Genomic DNA, 18761 nt, shown 5'->3' on the forward strand with positions numbered 1-18761 from the left:
GCAGAAAGAGCCGTCGGCTCCGGGGGTGTGTGCCGTCCCGGCGCCCGTTTCCGGGAGCGCCGGGACGGCGGGTGACCCCCTCGGTCGGGGGTGGGACGGATCAGCCCGCGCTGCGGTTCCGTTCACCGGCCCGCAGGGCGATGGGCAGGGTGTTGCCGGGCGGCGGGAAGGGGCAGATGAAGTGGTCGGCGAAGGCGCAGGGCGGCAGCAGGACGCGGTTGAGGTCGACGGTGACGCTGCCGTCCGCCGCGGGGGCCGGCGGGCGCAGGAAGCGGAAGCGGTAGCTGTCCGTGCCGCTGGTGGCGTCGGCGAGCACCGCCCACAGGGAGCCGTCGCCCTCGACCGCGACCTGGAGGGTGTGCGCGTCGCCGTCGAGGGTGAAGGTCAGTTCACCGGCGAGGCCGAGGCCGCGCCGCACCCCGTCGGCGTTGGGCACCTGGACGGTCCGGCCCTGCGGGTAGGGGCGGTAGCGGCCGGGGCGCACCCAGCGCTCGTCGTGGTCGAAGACGTCGATGCCGGTGAACGCGGTACGGGCCGCCGAGCCCGGGTCGAAGTCGCGCACCGCCCACAGCCCTTCGCGGTGCAGCACCAGGAAGTGGCGTGCGCCCCGGGTGACGCGGGTGGCCTCGGGTGCGGTGTCCGGGCCGAGCCTGACCTCGCCGTCGAGCGGGGCGCCGTCGACGGCGAGTCCTTCGGTGGCCGCGGCCCGCAGCAGCACCGCGTCGCCGTCGTCGTACCAGCGTCCCGGCAGTCCTTGGATGTGCCCGTCGGGGTGGTCGGCGAGCCAGTGGATGCCGGTCAGGGCCAGCGGTCCGTACGGTCGGGCGACCTCGGCGGCGCGTTCCTCGCGCCACTTCTGCCACTCCTGACGTGCTTGCGTGCTCATGCCCTGTCACCCTTTCCTGCCGGGCGTGCCGGGTCCGGCAGCCCCAGGTGTGAGCGCAGGGTGGTGCCGGTGTATTCCGTGCGGAAGACGCCGCGCTCCTGGAGCAGCGGCACGACCCGGTCGACGAACGGGTCGAGGCCGCCGGGGGTCAGGTGCGGCACGAGGATGAATCCGTCGGATGCGTCGGACTGCACGAAGGTGTCCATCTCTTCGGCGACGGCTTCCGGCGTGCCGATGAAGGACTGCCTGCCGGTGGTCTCGATGACGGTTTCCCGGATGGACAGGCCCTTGGCCTGCGACAGTGCGCGCCACTTGTCGGCCACCGCCTTCGGGTCGGCGATCTTGACGCGGCCCTGGGCGAGTGCGGAATCGGGGACGGGGTCGATGTCGGGGAGCGGCCCGTCGGGGTCGTAGGAGGAGAGGTCGACGCCCCAGATCTGCTCCAGTGCGAGCAGCGCGTTCTGCGGCGAGACCTGCTGCCTGCGGATCTCGACGGCCTGCTGCTGTGCCTCGGCCGCGGTGTCGCCGAGCACGAAGGTGACACCGGGCATGATCTTGAGGTCGTCCGGCTGCCTGCCGTATGCCGCCAGCCGGCTCTTGACGTCGGCGTAGAAGGCCCGCCCGGCTTCGAGACCGCTGTGCCGGGTGAAGATCACGTCCGCGGCGGACGCGGCGAACTCGCGGCCCGCGGACGAGTCGCCCGCCTGGATGACGACGGGGTGGCCCTGCGGGCTGCGCGGGAGGGTGAACTCGCCGCGGATGTCGAAGTGGGTGCCGGCGTGGTCGAACGGCACGGGGTGCCCGTCGGCGGCGTGGGCGTCCCACAACTCCCGTGCGGTGGCGACGAATTCGGCGGCCCTGGTGTAGCGGTCGGCGCGGTCGAGGTAGCCGCCGCGGCGGAAGTTCTCGCCGGTGAAGGCGTCCGACGAGGTGACGACGTTCCAGGCGGCCCGGCCTTCGCTGAGGTGGTCGAGCGAGGCCAGCCTGCGGGCCAGTTCGTAGGGCTCGTTGAAGGTCGCGTTGACGGTGGCGGCCAGGCCGAGCCGGTCGGTGACGGCGGCCAGCGCGTTCAGCACGGTGAGCGATTCGGGGCGGCCGACCACGTCGAGGTCGTGGATGCGGCCCTTGTGCTCGCGCAGCCGCAGCCCCTCGGCGAGGAAGAAGAAGTCGAACAGGCCGCGCTCCGCGGTGCGGGCGAGGTGGGTGAAGGACGAGAAGGCGATCTGGCTGCCGATCGAGGGGTGCCGCGCGGCGTCCTGACCGCTGCCTGCGGACGGGGCGTCGTCCCACACGGTGGTGTTGTTGACGCCGGGGAAGTGCGCCGCCAGGTGGATCTGCTTGCGGGCACCGGGCTGCGGTGCGGTACGGGACGTGGTCATCACGAAGCCTCTCGGGCGAGCGCGTAGCGGTTGGCGGGGCGGGGCAGGCCCAGGTGCGCGCGCAGCGTGGCACCCGGGTAGGAGCGGCGCAGCAGGCCGCGCTCCCGGAGGACGGGGACGGTGGTGTCGACCAGGAGGCCGAGGTCGCGCGCCGGGTCGGCGGGCCGCAGGTGGAAGCCGTCCGCCGCGCCGGCGGCGTGCCAGTCGCCGAGCAGGTCGGCGAGCCCGGCGGCGTCGCCGGGCGCGTCCAGCTCGACGGGCAGCGAGGCGAGGACGACCAGCAGGTCCGGGTCGCGGCCGTGCGCGCGGGCGCGGGCGCGCAGCTCCTCGCGGGCGGCGCCGGCGGTCTGCGGGTCCTCGGCCCTGACCAGCGCAACGTCCGCGTGGGCGGCGGCCACCTCCCGTAGGGCCTCGGCGGCGCCGTCGTCCGTGCCGGTCGCGTCCACGACGGTGACCGGCCGGCCCTGGGGCGGGCGGGGGACGATGGACGGGCCGCGGACGGTGAAGGCGGTGCCGGTGAAGTCGACGTAGTGCAGCTTGTCGCGGTCGATGAAGCGGCCACTCGCCCGGTCGCGGATCTCGGCGTCGTCCTCCCAGCTGTCCCACAGCCGGGCGACGACGTCGGCGACCTCGCCGGCCTCGCGCCACACCTCGGCGGGCGGGGCGGCGGGCCGCCGTCCGAAGAGCGCGGCATCGGCGTCGGTGGTGGACACGTCGGCCTGCCAGCCGGCCCGGCCGGTGCTGACCCAGTCCAGGGTGCTGACGGTGGTGGAGACGTGGAAGGGCTCGGTGTGGGTGGTGGTGACGGTGGGGACCAGGCCGATGTGGGTGGTCGCCGGTGCCACCCGGGCGAGCACGGCGGGCGCGTCGGGGCCAGGACGGCCGAAGCTGTCGCCGAGGGTGACGAAGTCGAGGGTGCCGCGCTCGGCGGTGCGGGCCAGCCGGACGTAGTGCTCCGCGTCGTAGCGGCGCGCGTCGTCGGGTCCTGCGGGCCGCGGGCCGTCCAGCGCGACGGCCAGGTGGAGCGGGTGTCGTGGTGCGGACATGGGTGTGCCTTCCGTTGCGCCGGGTCAGTTCGCTGTCTTGGGCAGGCCGGGCGGGTTGACCTGCGAGGTGGTGAGGGCTTCGGCGGACAGTCCCCAGCGGTCGAGCACCTTCGCGTAGCTGCCGTCGGCGATGACCTTGCGCAGCGCGGCGGCGTACGCGGCGGCCAGGCCGCTGCCCTTCTTCGTGGTGGCGGCGATCTTGCCCTGGATGCGGTCGCCGCCCCCGGAGAAGTGCCCGACGCTCTCGGTCTGCCCGGTGGTCTTCGCGTGGTAGGCGACCGTCGGGTTCGGTCCGAAGTACCCGTCGATACGGCCCGATTGGAGGGCCAGGTAGGTGTCGGAGTTCTTCTGGAAGTACTTGATGTCGACCGGTTTGCGGCCCGCCTTCTCGTTCTGCTCGCTCCAGCCGACGAGGATCTTCTCCTGGTTGGTGCCCGAGCTGACCGCGATGGTCCTGCCCGCGACGTCCTTGGGCCCGCGGACCTTCCAGCCGCTGCCCTTCTTCGCCTCCATGGCCAGCTCGTCGAGCCGGTAGGTGGCGAAGTCGTACTTCTGCTTGCGGTCCTCGGTGACGGTGACGTTGGAGAAGACGGCGTCGAGCTTGCCGCTGTCCAGGCCGACGAAGAGGTTCTCCCAGGACAGCGGGTCGAACTGCGGCTTCAGGCCGAGGGTGTCGGCGACCAGCGTGGACAGGTCCTCCTCGACGCCGATCAGGGTCCGGTCGTCGGATGCGTAGAAGCTCAGCGGCGGGACGCTCCCTGCCTCCACCCCGATGCGCAGCGCACCGGCCCTGCGGACACGCTGCGGCACCAGCGCGGCGGCGGACGCGTCCTTCTTCCCGCGGATGCGGTGCTGGTCGGGGCCGATGTTGAGGGACGAGCCCTTCGCCCCGGCCGGTACCGCGTCGTCGTCCGACGCCCGGCCGTCCCCGCAGGCGGTGAGCAGAGCGGAGCCCGCGGCGAGCGCGGCGACGGCGGACAGGGTGCGGCGGCGGATCACGGGGCTGCTCCTCAAAAGGGTTGTCCTGGCGGTTCTTCGGGGGGTCCGCATGTCACAGGACCTTGGAGAGGAAGGACGTGGTGCGCGCGTGGCGCGGGTGGTCGAGGACCTCGGCGGGCGGGCCCTGCTCGACGATCCGGCCGTCGTCCATGAAGACGACGGTGTCGGCGACCTCACGGGCGAAGCCGATCTCGTGCGTGACGACGATCATCGTGGTGCCCTGGTCGGCCAGGTCCTTGATGACGTCGAGTACTTCGCCCACCAGTTCCGGGTCCAGGGCGGAGGTCGGCTCGTCGAAGAGCAGCAGCTTGGGCTCCAGCGCGAGCGCGCGGGCGATGGCGACCCGCTGCTGCTGCCCGCCGGAGAGCTGCCGCGGATAGGCGTCGGCCTTGTCGGCCAGGCCCACCCGCTCAAGGAGCGCGCGGGCCGTCGCGGTGACGTCCTTCTTGGGGCGGCGCAGCGCCGATACGGGTGCCTCGGTGATGTTGTCCAGGACCGTCAGGTGGGGGAAGAGGTTGAAGTTCTGGAAGACGAAGCCGATGTGGGTGCGCTGCTTGAGGATCTCGCGCTCACGCAGCTCGTACAGCTTGTCGCCGGAGCGCCGGTAGCCGACCAGCGTGCCGTCCACACTCACCGATCCGCTGTCGACCTTCTCCAGGTGGTTGATGGTGCGCAGCAGCGTCGACTTGCCCGACCCGGACGGCCCGAGCACGACGGTGACTTCGCCGGCCTTCACCTCCAGGTCGATGCCGCGCAGCACTTCCAGCGATCCGAAGCTCTTGTGGACGGCCTTGATATCGACCATGGCAGGGGCGCTCATCGGGTCATGCCTTTCGCGAAGTGACGTTCCACGTAGTGCTGGAGGACGGAGAGCGCGCTGGTCAGGAGGATGTACCAGGCGGTGGCCACCATCAGCAGGGGGACGACCCTGCCGTTCCGTCCGTAGATGACCTGGACTTGGTAGAAGAGTTCGCCGATCGCCATGACCGAGACGATCGAGGTGCCCTTGAAGAGGGAGATGACCTCGTTGGCGGCGTTCGGCAGGATCGAGCGCATCGCCTGCGGCAGCACGATGCGGCGCAGCTGCCGCAGCCGGGGGATGCCCAGCGCGGCTGCCGCCTCCAACTGGCCGCCGTCCACGGCCAGTACGCCGCCGCGCACGATCTCCGCGGCGTAGGCGGCCTGGTGCAGGGCGAGGCCGAGCACCGCCGCGCCCAGCGCGCCCACCAGGCCCATCGTCTCGAAGGAGAAGATGCCGGGCCCGAACGGGATACCGAAGTCGAGCCGCTTGTAGAGGTAGGCGAGGTTGAACCAGAACAGCAGCTGGACGATGAGCGGGATGGAGCGGAACGCCCAGATGTAGCCGAGTGCGACCCAGCGCAGGAAGGGGCTGGCCGACAGCCGCATGAAGGCCAGCACGATGCCGAGGGCGAAGCCGAGCGCGGTGCCGTAGACGGTCAGCTGGAGGGTGACGCCGACCGCCTTGAGCACCGTCTGCGCGGTGAAGAACTGGGCGAACACCCCCCATTCCCAGGCCGGGTTGGTGATCAGCCCGTGGGCGAACTGGGCGATGAGCACGGCGGTGACCACGATGGCGACCCAGCGCCAGGGATGCCGTACGGGCACGACCTTCAGCGCCGCCGGATCGCCCGCCCGCGGTGGCCCGGCCCGCTCGGTCGCGGTCTTCTCGGCGGGCGGTTCAGTGGTCAGCGGCATGGGAGTCCTCGGATGTGGGTGCGGTGCGGGCGGCGACGGCGTGCCGCCGGCCGGCCCGCTGCGCCAGGAAGGTGAGCAGCGCCCGCGCGCTCGCGTCGTTCTGCCGGAAGGAGGGCGCGTTGGTGCGGGGCCGGGTGAAGGCGCCGCTGGAGCGGGCGTCGGTGTGCGGGCCGAGGGCGAAGCGGCGCGGGTGCGGGCGGCCGGCCCGGTCCAGGATCCGGCCGTCCGCGGGGTGCACGGACAGCAGCCCGGCGGGGGTGGCCGCCGCGCCGTCGGTGTGCAGCGCGCGCAGCAGCCGGTCCCGGGACGCCGTCACCGTCGGCTCCGGCAGCCGCGCGTCGACCAGCGCGCGGGCCTCGGTCCGCGCGCCCGGCACGCTCGCCGAGCCGGCCGTGAACCGTCCGGTCCGCTCGTCGGCGGTGACGGTGGCGTCCGCGCCGATGAAGCGCACCACGCCGGCCCGGGAGAGGGCGAGCAGCCGGTGCAGCCGGGGGCCTGGCGGGCCCGACGCGAGGAAGCTGAAGAATCCGTGCCACCACGGGCCGCGGTCGCCCAGCCGCACCAGCTGGCCGTAGACGGACAGCAGGCCGAGGAAGACCGCCAGGTCGGGGCTGTGTTCCGGGTCGTGGCGGCGGGCCAGGTCGGCTTCGATGTGGCCGCGCAGGGTGTCCTGGAGCGCGTCGGTGTCCCGGACGCGCAGGCCGGCCAGCGGGTGGTCGAGCGCGTCCAGGTCGAGCCGGTCGGCGGGGTCGGGGACCGCGGCTGCGGCCAGTTCCCCGAGCGCCGGGCTGCCGGGTTCCGCGGCGGCGTAGCGCCGCTCGAACTCCGGCCAGGTGGTCAGGGTGCGTTCGGGGTGGGCGGCGAACAGCCGGTGGTAGTGGGCGAAGCCCAGCTCCTTGTCGATCAGCGGCCACACGTCGCGCCGGAAGTCGAAGCCGCCGGGGCGGGCGAGCAGCGCGTCGATCTGGGCGGGCCCGAGGAACCGCGGCAGCGGCGGACGCGGTCCCGCCAGCTCGTAGCCGATCTTGGAGTGGTAGGGCACCCCGCGCCGCGAGCCGACGTGCAGGACGGGCTCGCGTCCCGAGGGGTGGTAGGTCAGCCGGCCGTCGGCCTCCGTGCGGTACGTGCCGCCGCGGCCCTCGGTGAGCAGCACCATCAGGTCGATGAAGGCCAGGCCGAAGCCCCGTACGAGCACCGGCTCGCCGGGCCGCAGGGCGCTCAGGTCGCTGTCGGCGGTGAAGTCGGGCGGCAGGTAGGTGAGCCCGTTGCGTGCCGCGAACCGCGCCAACTCCCGTTGTTCGGATGGCGGTTGGGCGTCGAGATGGCCCAGGGTGAGGACGACGAGGTCGGCGGTCAGCGGCGCGGGGCGGCCCTCAAGCCAGACCTGCTGCCTGCCCTCGCGCGGGCCCGCGACCCGTACCGCACGGCGGCGGTGCTCGTGGACGGCGATCCGCGGCGGCAGCGCGGCCACCGCCTGCTCGTACACCCAGCCCAGGTAGGCGCTCTGGATCCGGCGGCCGGGGAAGTCGCGGGGCCCGAGACCGGCGACGGCGGCGGCGAGCGCCGCGTCGACGGGTACCTCCCCCGCGCGCACCCCGGCGGCCCATTCGGCGAGCGAGGGCCCCGGACGTACCGGACCTGCCATCTCGACGGTGTCGTCGGTGAACATCGTGACGTCCTCGGCGAGCGAGTTCATCCACAGCAGCGGGGACTGGTCACGGCGCCAGATACGGCCGCCGCCCGGCGGGTACGGGTCGACCAGGTGCAGGTCGAGGGGCTCGTCGCCGTACAGCTCGGGGGCGTTGGCGGCGATCCGCTCGATGATGCCGGTGGCCCGCGGCCCGGCCCCCACGATCACCACGGACGGCTTCACCTGGCACCCGCCGTCCCGCGGGCGTAGTGCCGCTCGACGAAGTGCTGGCCGATGCCGAGCACCGAGGTGACCGCGATGTACCAGAGGGTGGCGACCAGCAGCATCGGGATGACCTGATAGGTGCGGTGGTAGATCAACTGGACCGCGTAGAGCAGGTCGTTGACCGCGATCACGCTGACGATGGAGGTGCCCTTGAGGGTGCCGATCAGCATGTTGCCCGCCGGCGGCACGATCGCCCGCATCGCCTGCGGCAGCACGATCCGGCGCAGCCGCCGCCAGGGCCCGAGGCCGAGCGACTGGGCGGCCTCCAGCTGGCCCTTCTCGACGGACAGGATGCCGGCCCGCACGACCTCGGCCGCGTAGGCGGCCTCGTGCAGGGTCAGGCCGATGACGGCGATGGTGACAGGGCCGAGCAGCTGGACGGTCTTGACGCCGAGGATCGTCGGGTACAGCGCGCCGATGTTGAACCAGAACAGCAGCTGCACCAGGATCGGCATCGACCGGAAGAGCCATACGTAGCCCGAACTGACGCCGCGCAGCACGGGGTTGGCCGAGAGCCGCATGACGGCGAGCAGGGTGCCGATGGCGAAGCCGAGCACCATGACGACGCCGGTCAGCCAGAGGGTCAGGCCCAGGCCGCGCAGCACGGCGTCGGTCAGGAAGTAGTCGGCGACCACGTCCCACTGGAAGGCGTCGTTGCGCACGACGGAGCGGACGGCCAGGGCCAGCAGCAGGAGGACGACGGTGGCCGCCGCCCACTGGCCGACGGGGCGCCGCGGCACGATGCGCGGGACGGGATCCGTGGAATGCGGGCCGCCGGGCGGGGCCGCGGCGGATGCGGCAAGGGTGTCGAGAGTGCCGGAAGACATGCGAAGGCTCCGTGGATTCGTGATCGAACACGGGAGATGAGCGCCTTCACACAGGCAGAACGGTCGCGCCCCTCAGCACGGCCGTTCCAAGAGGCTATGAGGTGAACAGCCCTCACTGTCAAGGGTGTCCACGTTGTTGTCCATATTGTGAGCGGTGGATCACTTCCCTGTTGACGCGGAAACGGATGCCTGTTCCACTTAGCGGCATGAATGCATGGCAGTGGCTGGTCACCCGTGACCACATCGACTTCGGTCGCGTGTGGTCGTCCTCCTGTTGAGCTGACGCCCTGCCCTGAAGCCCGCTGCCGTATCCGGCCGGGCCGATCCGCGGTTCCTCTCTCCCGTCACCGCGCGCCTTCACACCCGCGCCGCCCCGCGGCGCACTCCCCTCGCCTTCCCCTTTTCGTCCCCCCTGTTCCTTCGGCATGCTCGAAGAAGGGCGCGGTATGCGCTTCGGCGTCATGACACTGATCGACCACACCCCGGACGCGCTGTCCGGGCACCTTGTCTCCCCCTCCGAAAGGTTCCACGAGGTCATCGAACTCGCGGTACTGGCCGAGGAGTTGGGATTTGACGCGTTCGGCGTCGGGGAGCGGCACGGACCGCCGTTCCTGTCCAGCTCCCCGCCCGCCGTCCTGGGCGCCATCGCCGCCCGCACCCGCCGCATCCGGCTCTTCACCACCGTCACGGTGCTCTCCACCCTCGATCCGGTACGGGTCGCCGAGGACTACGCGACCGTCGACCAGCTCTCCGGCGGCCGTCTGGAGCTGACCATCGGCAAGGGCAACGCCCCCGAGCCGTGGGCCCTGTTCGGCCGCGATCCGGACGACCAGTACGCGCTCCAGGAGGAGAACTACGAGCTGCTGCGCCGGCTGTGGAGCGAGGAGAAGGTCTCCTGGTCCGGCAGCTTCCGGCCGCCGCTCGACGCGGTCACCACACTCCCCCGCCCCCATCAGCGTCCGCCCGCCATCTGGCACGGCAGCGCCACCAGCGAACGCTCGGTGGAACTCGCCGCGCTCTGGGGCGATCCGCTGTTCGCCGCCAACGCCATCCAGCCGGTGGCCAATTACGCCCGGCTGATCGACCACTACCGCGCCCGCTGGGCGGCCTACGGACACGATCCGTCGACGGCGCTGGTCGGCTCGGGCGGCACCCTCTACGCCGCGGCCGACGACCGCACCGCCCGCCGGGAGTTCGGCCCCTACTACGAAGCGGCCGTCGCGGGACGTGACGTCCCCGGCAACAACACCCCGTTCCGCACGGTGGACGACGCGGCCGGCCACGGCCCCGCGTTCATCGGCTCCCCCGACCGGATCGCCGACAAGATCCGCAGGCAGCACGACGCCTACGGCCACGCGCTGCAGTTCTTCTCCGTCGAGGTCGCCGGGCTGCCGTTCGCCCGCAAGGCCGAGGTCCTGCGGCTGACCGCCGCCGAAGTGCTGCCCGCGCTGCGCCACGAGCTGCCCGACACGCTGGCCTGGCCGGATCCGTCCGGAGCCGCTTCCGGCGACCCGGCCCGCCCCGCCAAGGTGGCCGGATGACCACCACGCCCCGCCCGCTGCGGGCCGACCGGCCGACCGTGCGCCACGTCGCCCCCACCGACCCGCTCGCCCGGCCGCTGCTCGACGCACTCACCCACGAATACAGCACCCGCTACAACCACCCCTTCGACCTGAGCCAGGAGTACCCGGCAGAGGAGTTCACCCCGCCGCACGGAGGGGCCTTCCTGCTGCTCATGGAGGACGGCGCACCGGTCGCCGGCGGCGCCTTCCGCCGCTACGACAGCAGCACCGCCGAACTCAAGCGCATCTGGACGCACTCGGCGCACCGCCGCCGCGGGCTGGCCCGGCGGGTGCTCGACGTCCTGGAACGGGAGGCGGCACAGCGCGGCTACACCCGCATCTACCTGACGACGGGCCCGCGCCAGCCGGAGGCCAGGGACCTCTACCTCGCCACCGGATACCGCCCGCTGTTCGACGTCACCGCACCCCCGGAATCGATCGGCCCGCTGCCGTTCGAGAAACACCTGGAGACCGCGCACCCATGACCACCCCCACCTCCCGCCGACGGCCGCGCACCGTGACCCTGCGGGCCGCGGCCCTGCTCGCCGCCGTCGCCCTCCCGCTCACCGCCTGCGGGGCGGGCGGCCCGGCGGCCGGCGCGCAGGACCAGGACCCGGCCGCCGCGAAGATCCCCACCACGGACGTCGTCTCCGGCATCCCGAAGGACCCGTCGGCCGCGAAGCTGCTGCCCGCGGCCGTCCGGTCGCGCGGCACCCTCGCGCTGGCCAGCAGCGTCGGCGCCCCGCCCGGCGCCACCTACCTCCCGGACGGCCGGACGGTGGCCGGCCAGGACATCGACTTCGCCGACGCGGTCGCCAAGGTCCTGGGCGTCCGGCTCACCCGCGAGGTGGCCGGCTTCGAGGCGATCCTGCCGGCCCTCGACAGCGGCAAGTACGACCTGGGCACCGGCAACTTCGGCGTCACCGACGAACGCCGCAAGGCCATCGACTTCGTCACGTACATCAACGACGGCCAGGGCTTCGCGGTCCGCGACGACAGCCCGCTGAAGAAGGTCACCTCGCTGCGGCAGCTGTGCGGCCTGACGGTGGCCACCGGCGCGGGCACCACCTTCGAGGCGACCCTGGAGGATCACCGCAAGGACTGCACCGCCGCCGGGAAGAAGCCCTACGACGTCAAGACCTACGCCGAACAGGGCGCGCTGTGGATCTCCCTCCAGCAGGGCCGCTCGGACGTGGTGATGAGCACCATCAACGGCCTGCGCTACGCCGTACGCCAGCAGCCGGGCCTGCGCTTCCTCAACGAATTCCAGCGCCTCGACGTCGGCTTCGCCTTCAAGAAGGGCAGCCCCCTGACCGCCGCCGTGCAGGCGGCCGTCAACCGGCTGAAGAAGGACGGGAGGTACGACCGGATCCTGAAGAAGTGGGGCACCTCCCCGTCGGCCATCAAGACCTCGCAGATCAGCCCGCCGGAACTCGGCCGCTGAACCACGGGGCACGGCCGGCCGCCACCACCGTCCGTGCCCCGCCGTCCGCACCGCACCGGTACGCCCTCGTCCAGCACCGTGCGACCGGTGCATCCGGTATCCGATGCTTCGGACATATACCCAGGTCTCCCCACGGAACCGACCCGCCGGTCGCCCGGCGATTCCGTCCGGACCCCATATCGACAGCACCCGCCACCCACCTCTATCGTGACGTCCGTCACGCCGTCAGTTCCCTTTGCACCCCGGGACCTGACGAGACGCCACCCTCTCTGCACCAGATGTGTCACGAACCCCCCGTGCGGCGGCTATCCACTTGGCACTCCCTCCGCATCATGGACGACCATAGAGAGGCGGACATACAGACACCGCGGGTGAGAGGAGGCGTCCATGGGATCGGTGCGCAAGGCGAGTGCCTGGCTTGGCCTCGTCGACGACAACGATGACGAGCGTTACTACGACGACGACTACGCCGAGGGGGCCGAGCCCGGCAACCCGGCGAGCGGCTCCTGGGTGACCGACCCACGGCTCCGGGTGGCCGAGAGCAGCAGCGCTCAGGACCAGGGCACCCGCATCGCCACGGTCACCCCGGACGGATTCGCGGACGCCCGCGGCATCGGCGAACTGTTCCGGGAGGGCATCCCGGTGATCGTCAACCTGACGGCCATGGAGTCGGCCGACGCCAAGCGCGTGGTGGACTTCGCCGCCGGGATCGCCTTCGGGCTGCGCGGCTCGATCGAGCGGGTCGCGACCCGCGTCTTCCTGCTCACCCCCGCCGACTACAAGGTCGTCAGCGGCGAGAAGGAAGGCCACCGCAATGGCGGCTTCTTCAACCAGAGCTGAGGTGGGGCGGTAGGGGCGGCGGCTCACCACCGCCCCTCCCCCTCGGCTCAGCGGAAGGCGTCGAGACCGGTGAGCGCCTTCCCCAGCACCAACTGGTGCATTTCGACGGTGCCTTCGTAGGTGAGCACCGATTCGAGGTTGGTCGCGTGCCGCATGACGGGGTACTCCAGGGAGATCCCGTTGGCGCCCAGGACGGTCCGGGCGGTGCGGCAGATCTCCATCGCCTCACGGACATTGTTCAGCTTGCCGAAGCTGACCTGCTCGGGCCGCAGCCGCCCCGCGTCCATCCGCACACCCAGGTGGTGGGCGAGCAGCAGCCCCTTGTGCAACTCGACGGCCATGTCCGCGAGCTTGGCCTGGGTGAGCTGGAAGCCGCCGATGGGCTTGCCGAACTGCTCCCGCGTCGTCGCGTACTCCAGCGCCGCATCGAAGCAGGCGCGGGCGGCGCCCAGCGAACCCCAGACGATGCCGTAGCGGGCATGGCTCAGGCAGCCGAGCGGGCCGCGCAGCCCCGTGACGCCGGGCAGCACGGCATCGGCGGGCAGCCGCACCTCGTCCATCACCAGCTCACTGGTCACCGAGGCGCGCAGCGACCACTTGTGCTTGATCTCGGGGGCCGAGAACCCCGGGGATCCGGTGGGCACGACGAAGCCACGGATGCCGTCGTCGGTGGCGGCCCAGACCACCGCGACCCCGGCCACCGAGCCGTTGGTGATCCACATCTTGCGACCGCTGAGCACCCAGTCGCCGCCGTCCCGCTTCGCGTACGTGCGCATCCCGGCCGGGTCGGAGCCGTGGTCCGGCTCGGTGAGGCCGAAGCAGCCGATGACCTCGCCGGACGCCATCCGCGGCAGCCACTGCTGCTTCTGCTCGTCGGAGCCGTAGCGGTGGATCGCGTACATGGCGAGCGAGCCCTGCACGGAGACCAGCGAGCGGATACCGGAGTCGGCCGCCTCCAGCTCCAGGCAGGCGAGACCGTACTGGACGGCGGATGCACCGGCGCAGCCGTAGCCGGTCAGCGACATGCCCAGGGCGCCGAGCGAGCCGAGTTCCCTGGCGAGTTCGCGGATGCCGGGGAGTTCGCCGCGCTCGTACCAGTCGGCGATGTCCGGCAGGATCCGGTCGGCTGCCCAGCGCCTGACGGTGCCGCGTACCGCGCGGTCCTCGTCGGTGAGCAGGTCGTCGATGCCCAGCGGGTCGGCGGGGTCGAACGGCGGGAGCGTCGATGACGGCTTTGCGGACATGACGGGGCCTCCGGGAGGATCGGCACGCGCGAAAACTAGCAGTGGTAGTTATTGCTCGCACCGACGGTACGGCCCGCCGCACCGCGCGGGCAAGAGCCGCCGCGCCACCGCAGCTCGCGTCAGCCGCCGGCCCTCGCCGCCGCGGGTTCACTGTCACAGCCGGCGGCGTTGTCGCCCTCCGCGCGCTCCACCGACTCCGCGGCCCGGCGCGGCAGCCGCAGCGCGATGGCCGCGCCGACCAGCAGCAGCACGGCACTGGCGACGAGGGTGACGTGCAGGCCGCGGACGAAGGCGTCGCGCGCCGTCTCCCGCAGCACCGCACGCGCCGGACCGCCGAGTCCCGCCGCCACCTTGTACGCCTCGCCCAACGAGTGCGAGGCCGCAGCCGCCGCCCGCGCGGGTACGCCGTCGACATGGCCGAGGCCCGGGGCGTAGGCAGCGTTCATGACGCTGCCGAGCAGGGCCACCCCGATGCCGGCGCCGAGTTGGTAGGAGGTCTCCCCGATCGCCGCCGCGCCGCCCGCCTGCTCCGGCGGCGCCTCGCTGAGCATGGACTCGTACGCGCCGAACAGCGTGCTCTGGAAGCCGAAACCGAGCAGCACGAAGCCGAGGGAGAGCAGCCAGAAACGGTCCTGCGCGTTCATCGCCGTCAGGCACAGCACCGCGCCTGCGGTGAGGACGAAGCCGCAGGAAACCATCGCGCGCGGGCCGACGGCCTGGAGCATCCGCGAGCCGGTGAGCCCCGCCGCCATCGCGGCGAAGACCAACGGCAGCATCCGCAGGCCCGTCTGCAAGGGCGTCAGCCCAAGGACGAGCTGGAGGTACTGGACCGCTATCAGCTGAAGGCCCACCAACGCGAGCATGGCCAGCACGATGCAGCCGACGGATGTACCGAACGCGGGCCTGGCGAACAGCCGCACGTCGATCAGCGGATGCTCCCGCCTGCGCTGCCTGCGGACGAACAGGACCAGCAGCAGGGCGCCCAGAACGATCGGCCCGAGCGTGGTCGGACCGAGCACGACCGCACCGCTGCCGATGCGCTTGACGCCGAGGACGACACCCAGCACGCCGAGTGCCGCGATGACCGCACCGACCACGTCCCACGGTCCGTTGCGCTCGCCGCGCGACTCGGGCAGCATCCAGCGCCCGATCAGCAGCATCACCAGCATCATCGGGATGTTGATGAGGAAGACCGAGCCCCACCAGAAGTTCTCGACGAGGAAGCCGCCGAGCACAGGACCGACAGCGGCGCCGACCGCGGCCACCGCGCTCCAGACGCCGATCGCCACCGCCCGCTCCCGCCGGTCGGGGAAGACCTGACGGAGGATCGACAGCGTGGCCGGCATGATCATGGCGCCGCCGATACCGAGCAGCGCACGCGCCGTCATCAGGATCTGCGGGTTCGGCGCGAGGGCCGCGGCGGCCGACGCGAGGCCGAACAGGCCGTAGCCGAGCAGGAGAATGCGCCGGCGTCCCACCCGGTCGCCGAGGGTGCCGAACAGGATCAGCAACGACGCCGCGATGAGCGGGTAGACGTCGACGATCCACAGCAGTTCCACCGGCCCTGGACGCAGGTCCTCGGTGACCGAAGGCACCGCCACGTAAAGGATCGTGGTGTCCAGCGCGACGAACAACAGGCTGACGCAGAGCACGATCAGCACGGTCCAGCGGTTCGCGCCGCCCCCTGAGATCCGGGGAACACCAGCCGTCCGTCCCGTGCCGGACGGGGTCGTCCCGGTCATGCACGCACCTCCTGTCATGCTCTCGCGACCGCGGATCAGGGCGCGAAAAAGCCCCGGGGAAACCGGCGGCACGGGCGAGTTGAGACGTCAGACTACGCGAGTCGCGCAGCGGGACGTGTGGCTCACCTCTCGATGAGACGCGCATCGCAGCGGTAGGAGTTGCCTCCCCCCGCGACGGCACAGCCCTCTCCCGTCACCTGGATAATCGTCCCGATGAACGACCTCGCCTCCACCGCCGCCCCCGGCCGGACGCTGTGCCGCCCCGCCACCCGGGCCGCCCTGCGCCGCGCCCTGCCGGCGGTGGCGGCGTTCGCGGCCATCCGTCTGCTGGGCGTCGCGGTGCTCGCCGTGTGGTCCGCCGCCGCGGGCAACAACTGGCACACCCTGCTGACCGCCCGCTGGGATTCGCTCTGGTACACCCGCGTCGCCGAGCTGGGCTACGGCTACACCGTCGAACCGGTGCCCGGCCTGATCCACTCCAACCTCGCGTTCTTCCCGCTGCTGCCCTGGCTGGAGCGGGGCCTGTCGGCGCTCCTCCCGCTGTCCGCCGCCGACGCCGGGATGGCCGTCGCCTGGCTGTCCTCGCTCGCCGCCGCCTGGGCGCTGTACGCGATCGGCGAGCGGCTGCACGGGCCGCGGGCCGGCATCGCGCTGGCCACACTGTGGGCCGCGCTGCCGATCGGCATCGTGCAGTCGATGGCGTACTCGGAGTCCCTGTTCACCGCGCTGGCCGCCTGGAGCCTGTACGCCGTACTGACCGGGCGCTGGATGTGGGCCGGGGCGCTGGCCTCACTGGCCGGGCTGACCCGCCCGGTGGGCGCCGCGGTGGTCGCCGCCGTGTGGATCACCGCGGCGGTCACCGTGTGGAACGACCGGGCGGGCGGCGCGAGCCTGCGGTCGAGCCTGGCCAGGCACCGCGGGATGGTGACGGGTGTCCTGCTGGCGCCGCTCGGCTGGTGCGGCTTCTTCCTGTGGGTGGGCGCCCGGCAGGGCAGCTTCACCGGCTACCTCGACGTCCAGGGCGGCTGGGGCAACGGCTTCGACGGCGGCATCGCGTTCGCCACCTACCTCTGGGGCCTCCTGTCGGGCCCCGGCTTCGCCACCGGGCTCGGGCTGCTGGCCGCCGTCGTGCTGGTGATCTGGCTGTACCTCCACGGCGCGCGGCGGGGGCAGCCGCTGCCGCTGCTGGTCTACGGCGGTCTCGTGCTGTTCCTCGCGCTGACCGCCAAGGGCTTCTTCGGGTCGAAGCCTCGGCTGATCCTCCCGGCGTTCCCGCTGCTGCTGCCGCTCGCCGCCGGCCTGGCACGGTGGCGACCGCTGCGCGCCGGGCTGCTGGTCGGGGTGGTCGCGGCGGCGTCGGCGGCATACGGCGCGTTCTGGCTGAACGGTTCGGGCCCTCCGTGACCGGAAGATCTCTCTCCGTGACCGCCGTTGCCGGGAAACGATCACCTAACGGCACGCAAATCACGGATAAACGGCCGTACGGAAAAACAGATAAAGCTCTCGGTGTGACGACACGCGGATGCCGGTACGGGAATCCGATTCCCCGTGAATTCCGTTCCGATTCCACGCTTCCCGGCACAGCTTGAGACCCATTCCACATCACATCGTCATTACAAAGCGCACGGTTTGACCAGGCACGTACATCGCACGCGGTAACGTCGATTGAGTGCGTACCGATGACAAGCTCGACCAGATGGAGGAGCGCCCGACCGATCGCGCCCGACCACGCATGACACAGACCCGCCTATGGCTGCTCTGGGGCACGCTGGCGGTGTACTTCGCGATCGTGGCCGGAGTGCTGGCCTCCACATGGCTGGTCACCTTCGACTGGCAAGTCATGCTCTTCCGGCCCTACAAGCAATGGCCGTCGATCCATGCCTTCCTCGACTACTTCGTGGTCCTGGGCCAGCGCGGACCGACGGCACTGGCCGTCGCGGCCTGGCTGGGCTGGCGCTGCTGGCGGCAGCGCAACCTCCACCCGCTGCTGGTGCTGGGCGCCTCGCTGCTGCTGCTGAACATGACGGTGGGCGCGGCCAAGATCGGCATGGGCCGGCTCGGACCGCACTACGCGACCACCGTCGGCTCCACTGAGATGTGGCTCGGCGGCGATATATTCCCGTCCGGCCACACCGCCAACGCCGTGGTCACCTGGGGCGTGCTGGCCTATCTGGCGACCACGCCGCTGCGCCGCCGCACCCTGTCGGTGATCGCCGCGCTGGGCGCGCTCGGCGTCGGCATGACCACCGTCTACCTCGGTACGCACTGGGTCAGCGACGTGCTGCTCGGCTGGGCTGCCGGGCTGCTGGTACTGCTGGCACTGCCGTGGTTCGAGCCCGCGATGACCTGGGCGGAGGACCGCCTCATGGGCATCCTGCTGCGGCTGTGGCTGCGACTGCGTCCCGGTTCGCTGCGCGGCCCGCTGCCGGCCGGTACGCCCGCCGGACTGTCGCCGCAGCGCGTCGCACCGGACGGCGAGGTCCTGCTGCGCGAGGCGGTCCCCGCGCCGCCGGGCGGCCGTGCCACCGCCACCCGCGCCCCGGACGGACGGCCGCACCATCCGGCCCGGCCGCACACCTCCCGCGCGGAGCGCTCGCCCGTCACCCCGGCGGGCAGCCGCCGGCCGCCGCACGCGGACCGCGTCCCGCGCACCCCGCCGCTGAGCCCGACCTCCGGGCGCGGTCACTCCCAGAGCACCTGACCCACCCACGAACCGCGGGGCCGGTACGCACACCCGCCACCCCGCACCGAAGGCCCCGGCCACTCCTCCTGGAGGGCCGGGGCCTTCGGCGTCGTACGGAGCACAACGGCCCGGTCAGCCCTTCCAGCTGCGGTGCACCCGGCCGTCCTTGACCTCGAAATTGATCCGGCCGCCGAGGTACTCCATGGTGATCATCATGCCCGGCGGCAGCGAGCGCACCGTCGTCCAGCCGCGCTCGCGGGCCCGCTCCTCGGCGTCCTGCTGGTCGAGGCCGACGTAGGTCTCGACGTCGTCATCGGGTTCGTTCGGAAGGTGTGGTTCGGGAGCCATGACAGTCACCGTAGGCGCCCGCGGCGATGCGTGGAAGGCCCCTGTTCCCTGGCCCCGGTCTCTTCACGGTCTTTCATTGGTCACACTTGTGTCACAGCCAACGCCGGGGCGTTTACGGGAACTTCCCTCA

General features: G+C 72.0%; 17 protein-coding genes. 6 read left to right on the plus strand and 11 right to left on the minus strand.

Translation table 11 applies throughout. The features are described 5' to 3' along the window. Positions 1-100 precede the first annotated feature (100 nt). Genes ACGFNI_RS22685 through ACGFNI_RS22720 form a run of 8 tightly spaced genes read right to left on the minus strand, consistent with a single transcriptional unit; the run spans position 101 to position 8768 of the window. Entirely contained in the window at positions 101-886 is a 786-nt protein-coding gene (locus ACGFNI_RS22685) for a DUF1684 domain-containing protein (protein ID WP_393686372.1), read from the minus strand. Next, the gene (locus tag ACGFNI_RS22690; protein ID WP_393686373.1) at positions 883-2265 is read right to left on the minus strand and encodes an NtaA/DmoA family FMN-dependent monooxygenase; all 1383 of its coding nucleotides are present in this window, start codon (positions 2263-2265) and stop codon (positions 883-885) included. Before ACGFNI_RS22690 ends, ACGFNI_RS22685 begins: the two co-directional genes overlap by 4 nt. Next, positions 2265-3311: an LLM class flavin-dependent oxidoreductase gene (locus ACGFNI_RS22695; RefSeq protein ID WP_393686375.1), complete on the minus strand. Its 1047-nt coding sequence runs from the start codon at positions 3309-3311 to the stop codon at positions 2265-2267. The genes ACGFNI_RS22690 and ACGFNI_RS22695 overlap by 1 nt, the downstream gene beginning before the upstream one ends. 24 nt (positions 3312-3335) lie before the next feature. After that, positions 3336-4361 carry an ABC transporter substrate-binding protein gene (locus ACGFNI_RS22700; protein ID WP_393686377.1) on the minus strand — a complete coding sequence of 342 codons (1026 nt, stop codon included), beginning with the start codon at positions 4359-4361 and terminating at the stop codon, positions 3336-3338. Between the two features lies 1 nt (position 4362). Continuing rightward, entirely contained in the window at positions 4363-5130 is a 768-nt protein-coding gene (locus ACGFNI_RS22705; RefSeq protein ID WP_393686379.1) for an amino acid ABC transporter ATP-binding protein, read from the minus strand. Beyond that, the gene (locus ACGFNI_RS22710) at positions 5127-6026 is read right to left on the minus strand and encodes an amino acid ABC transporter permease (protein WP_393686381.1); all 900 of its coding nucleotides are present in this window, start codon (positions 6024-6026) and stop codon (positions 5127-5129) included. Before ACGFNI_RS22710 ends, ACGFNI_RS22705 begins: the two co-directional genes overlap by 4 nt. Next, positions 6010-7899 carry an FAD/NAD(P)-binding protein gene (locus ACGFNI_RS22715; RefSeq protein WP_393686383.1) on the minus strand — a complete coding sequence of 630 codons (1890 nt, stop codon included), beginning with the start codon at positions 7897-7899 and terminating at the stop codon, positions 6010-6012. The genes ACGFNI_RS22710 and ACGFNI_RS22715 overlap by 17 nt, the downstream gene beginning before the upstream one ends. Continuing rightward, on the minus strand, positions 7896-8768 hold the full coding sequence (locus tag ACGFNI_RS22720) for an amino acid ABC transporter permease (protein WP_393686385.1): 873 nt from the start codon (positions 8766-8768) through the stop codon (positions 7896-7898). Before ACGFNI_RS22720 ends, ACGFNI_RS22715 begins: the two co-directional genes overlap by 4 nt. A gap of 446 nt (positions 8769-9214) precedes the next feature. On the opposite strand from ACGFNI_RS22720, the gene ACGFNI_RS22725 reads away from it, so the two are divergent. The 4 genes from ACGFNI_RS22725 (at position 9215) to ACGFNI_RS22740 (ending at position 12614) form a co-directional block, all read left to right on the plus strand. Then, positions 9215-10309, plus strand: coding sequence for an LLM class flavin-dependent oxidoreductase (locus ACGFNI_RS22725; RefSeq protein WP_393686387.1), 1095 nt, complete (start codon positions 9215-9217; stop codon positions 10307-10309). Beyond that, positions 10306-10815, plus strand: coding sequence for a GNAT family N-acetyltransferase (locus ACGFNI_RS22730; protein WP_393686389.1), 510 nt, complete (start codon positions 10306-10308; stop codon positions 10813-10815). The genes ACGFNI_RS22725 and ACGFNI_RS22730 overlap by 4 nt, the downstream gene beginning before the upstream one ends. Further along, positions 10812-11774 (plus strand): ABC transporter substrate-binding protein, encoded by a 963-nt coding sequence (locus ACGFNI_RS22735; protein ID WP_393686391.1) that lies wholly within the window; start codon positions 10812-10814, stop codon positions 11772-11774. The genes ACGFNI_RS22730 and ACGFNI_RS22735 overlap by 4 nt, the downstream gene beginning before the upstream one ends. 387 nt (positions 11775-12161) lie before the next feature. Next, the gene (locus tag ACGFNI_RS22740; RefSeq protein ID WP_393686393.1) at positions 12162-12614 is read left to right on the plus strand and encodes a cell division protein SepF; all 453 of its coding nucleotides are present in this window, start codon (positions 12162-12164) and stop codon (positions 12612-12614) included. Positions 12615-12661: 47 nt separating this feature from the next. Here ACGFNI_RS22740 and ACGFNI_RS22745 read toward each other — a convergent pair whose 3' ends face one another. Further along, a complete protein-coding gene (locus ACGFNI_RS22745; RefSeq protein ID WP_393686395.1) occupies positions 12662-13858 on the minus strand; it encodes an acyl-CoA dehydrogenase family protein in 1197 nt (398 codons plus the stop codon). A 119-nt stretch (positions 13859-13977) separates the two neighbouring features. Continuing rightward, entirely contained in the window at positions 13978-15600 is a 1623-nt protein-coding gene (locus ACGFNI_RS22750) for an MFS transporter (protein ID WP_393686397.1), read from the minus strand. Between the two features lie 213 nt (positions 15601-15813). Here ACGFNI_RS22750 and ACGFNI_RS22755 point away from each other — a divergent pair, with 213 nt between their 5' ends. Together ACGFNI_RS22755 and ACGFNI_RS22760 are read left to right on the plus strand one after the other, a co-directional pair. Next, complete coding sequence (locus ACGFNI_RS22755) at positions 15814-17004, plus strand: hypothetical protein (protein WP_393686399.1); 1191 nt, start codon at positions 15814-15816, stop codon at positions 17002-17004. A gap of 265 nt (positions 17005-17269) precedes the next feature. Next, positions 17270-18301: a phosphatase PAP2 family protein gene (locus tag ACGFNI_RS22760; protein WP_393686401.1), complete on the plus strand. Its 1032-nt coding sequence runs from the start codon at positions 17270-17272 to the stop codon at positions 18299-18301. A 114-nt stretch (positions 18302-18415) separates the two neighbouring features. Here the strand turns inward: ACGFNI_RS22760 and ACGFNI_RS22765 are convergent, their stop codons facing one another. Further along, complete coding sequence (locus ACGFNI_RS22765; protein ID WP_393686403.1) at positions 18416-18631, minus strand: I78 family peptidase inhibitor; 216 nt, start codon at positions 18629-18631, stop codon at positions 18416-18418. Positions 18632-18761 lie beyond the last annotated feature (130 nt).

Source organism: Streptomyces sp. NPDC048644 (genome assembly GCF_043199105.1).
In the GTDB taxonomy this organism is placed as follows: Bacteria; Actinomycetota; Actinomycetes; order Streptomycetales; family Streptomycetaceae; genus Streptomyces.

Bases quoted from the DNA above. Each gene is read 5' to 3' on its own strand.
- ACGFNI_RS22685 (WP_393686372.1), bottom strand. From the start codon at position 886: ATGAGCACGCAAGCACGTCAGGAGTGGCAGAAGTGGCGCGAGGAACGC.
- ACGFNI_RS22740 (WP_393686393.1), top strand. From the start codon at position 12,162: ATGGGATCGGTGCGCAAGGCGAGTGCCTGGCTTGGCCTCGTCGACGAC.
- ACGFNI_RS22745 (WP_393686395.1), bottom strand. From the start codon at position 13,858: ATGTCCGCAAAGCCGTCATCGACGCTCCCGCCGTTCGACCCCGCCGAC.
- ACGFNI_RS22710 (WP_393686381.1), bottom strand. From the start codon at position 6,026: ATGCCGCTGACCACTGAACCGCCCGCCGAGAAGACCGCGACCGAGCGG.
- ACGFNI_RS22750 (WP_393686397.1), bottom strand. From the start codon at position 15,600: ATGACCGGGACGACCCCGTCCGGCACGGGACGGACGGCTGGTGTTCCC.
- ACGFNI_RS22690 (WP_393686373.1), bottom strand. From the start codon at position 2,265: ATGACCACGTCCCGTACCGCACCGCAGCCCGGTGCCCGCAAGCAGATC.
- ACGFNI_RS22725 (WP_393686387.1), top strand. From the start codon at position 9,215: ATGCGCTTCGGCGTCATGACACTGATCGACCACACCCCGGACGCGCTG.
- ACGFNI_RS22735 (WP_393686391.1), top strand. From the start codon at position 10,812: ATGACCACCCCCACCTCCCGCCGACGGCCGCGCACCGTGACCCTGCGG.
- ACGFNI_RS22720 (WP_393686385.1), bottom strand. From the start codon at position 8,768: ATGTCTTCCGGCACTCTCGACACCCTTGCCGCATCCGCCGCGGCCCCG.
- ACGFNI_RS22705 (WP_393686379.1), bottom strand. From the start codon at position 5,130: ATGAGCGCCCCTGCCATGGTCGATATCAAGGCCGTCCACAAGAGCTTC.
- ACGFNI_RS22700 (WP_393686377.1), bottom strand. From the start codon at position 4,361: ATGCGGACCCCCCGAAGAACCGCCAGGACAACCCTTTTGAGGAGCAGC.
- ACGFNI_RS22695 (WP_393686375.1), bottom strand. From the start codon at position 3,311: ATGTCCGCACCACGACACCCGCTCCACCTGGCCGTCGCGCTGGACGGC.
- ACGFNI_RS22765 (WP_393686403.1), bottom strand. From the start codon at position 18,631: ATGGCTCCCGAACCACACCTTCCGAACGAACCCGATGACGACGTCGAG.
- ACGFNI_RS22755 (WP_393686399.1), top strand. From the start codon at position 15,814: ATGAACGACCTCGCCTCCACCGCCGCCCCCGGCCGGACGCTGTGCCGC.
- ACGFNI_RS22730 (WP_393686389.1), top strand. From the start codon at position 10,306: ATGACCACCACGCCCCGCCCGCTGCGGGCCGACCGGCCGACCGTGCGC.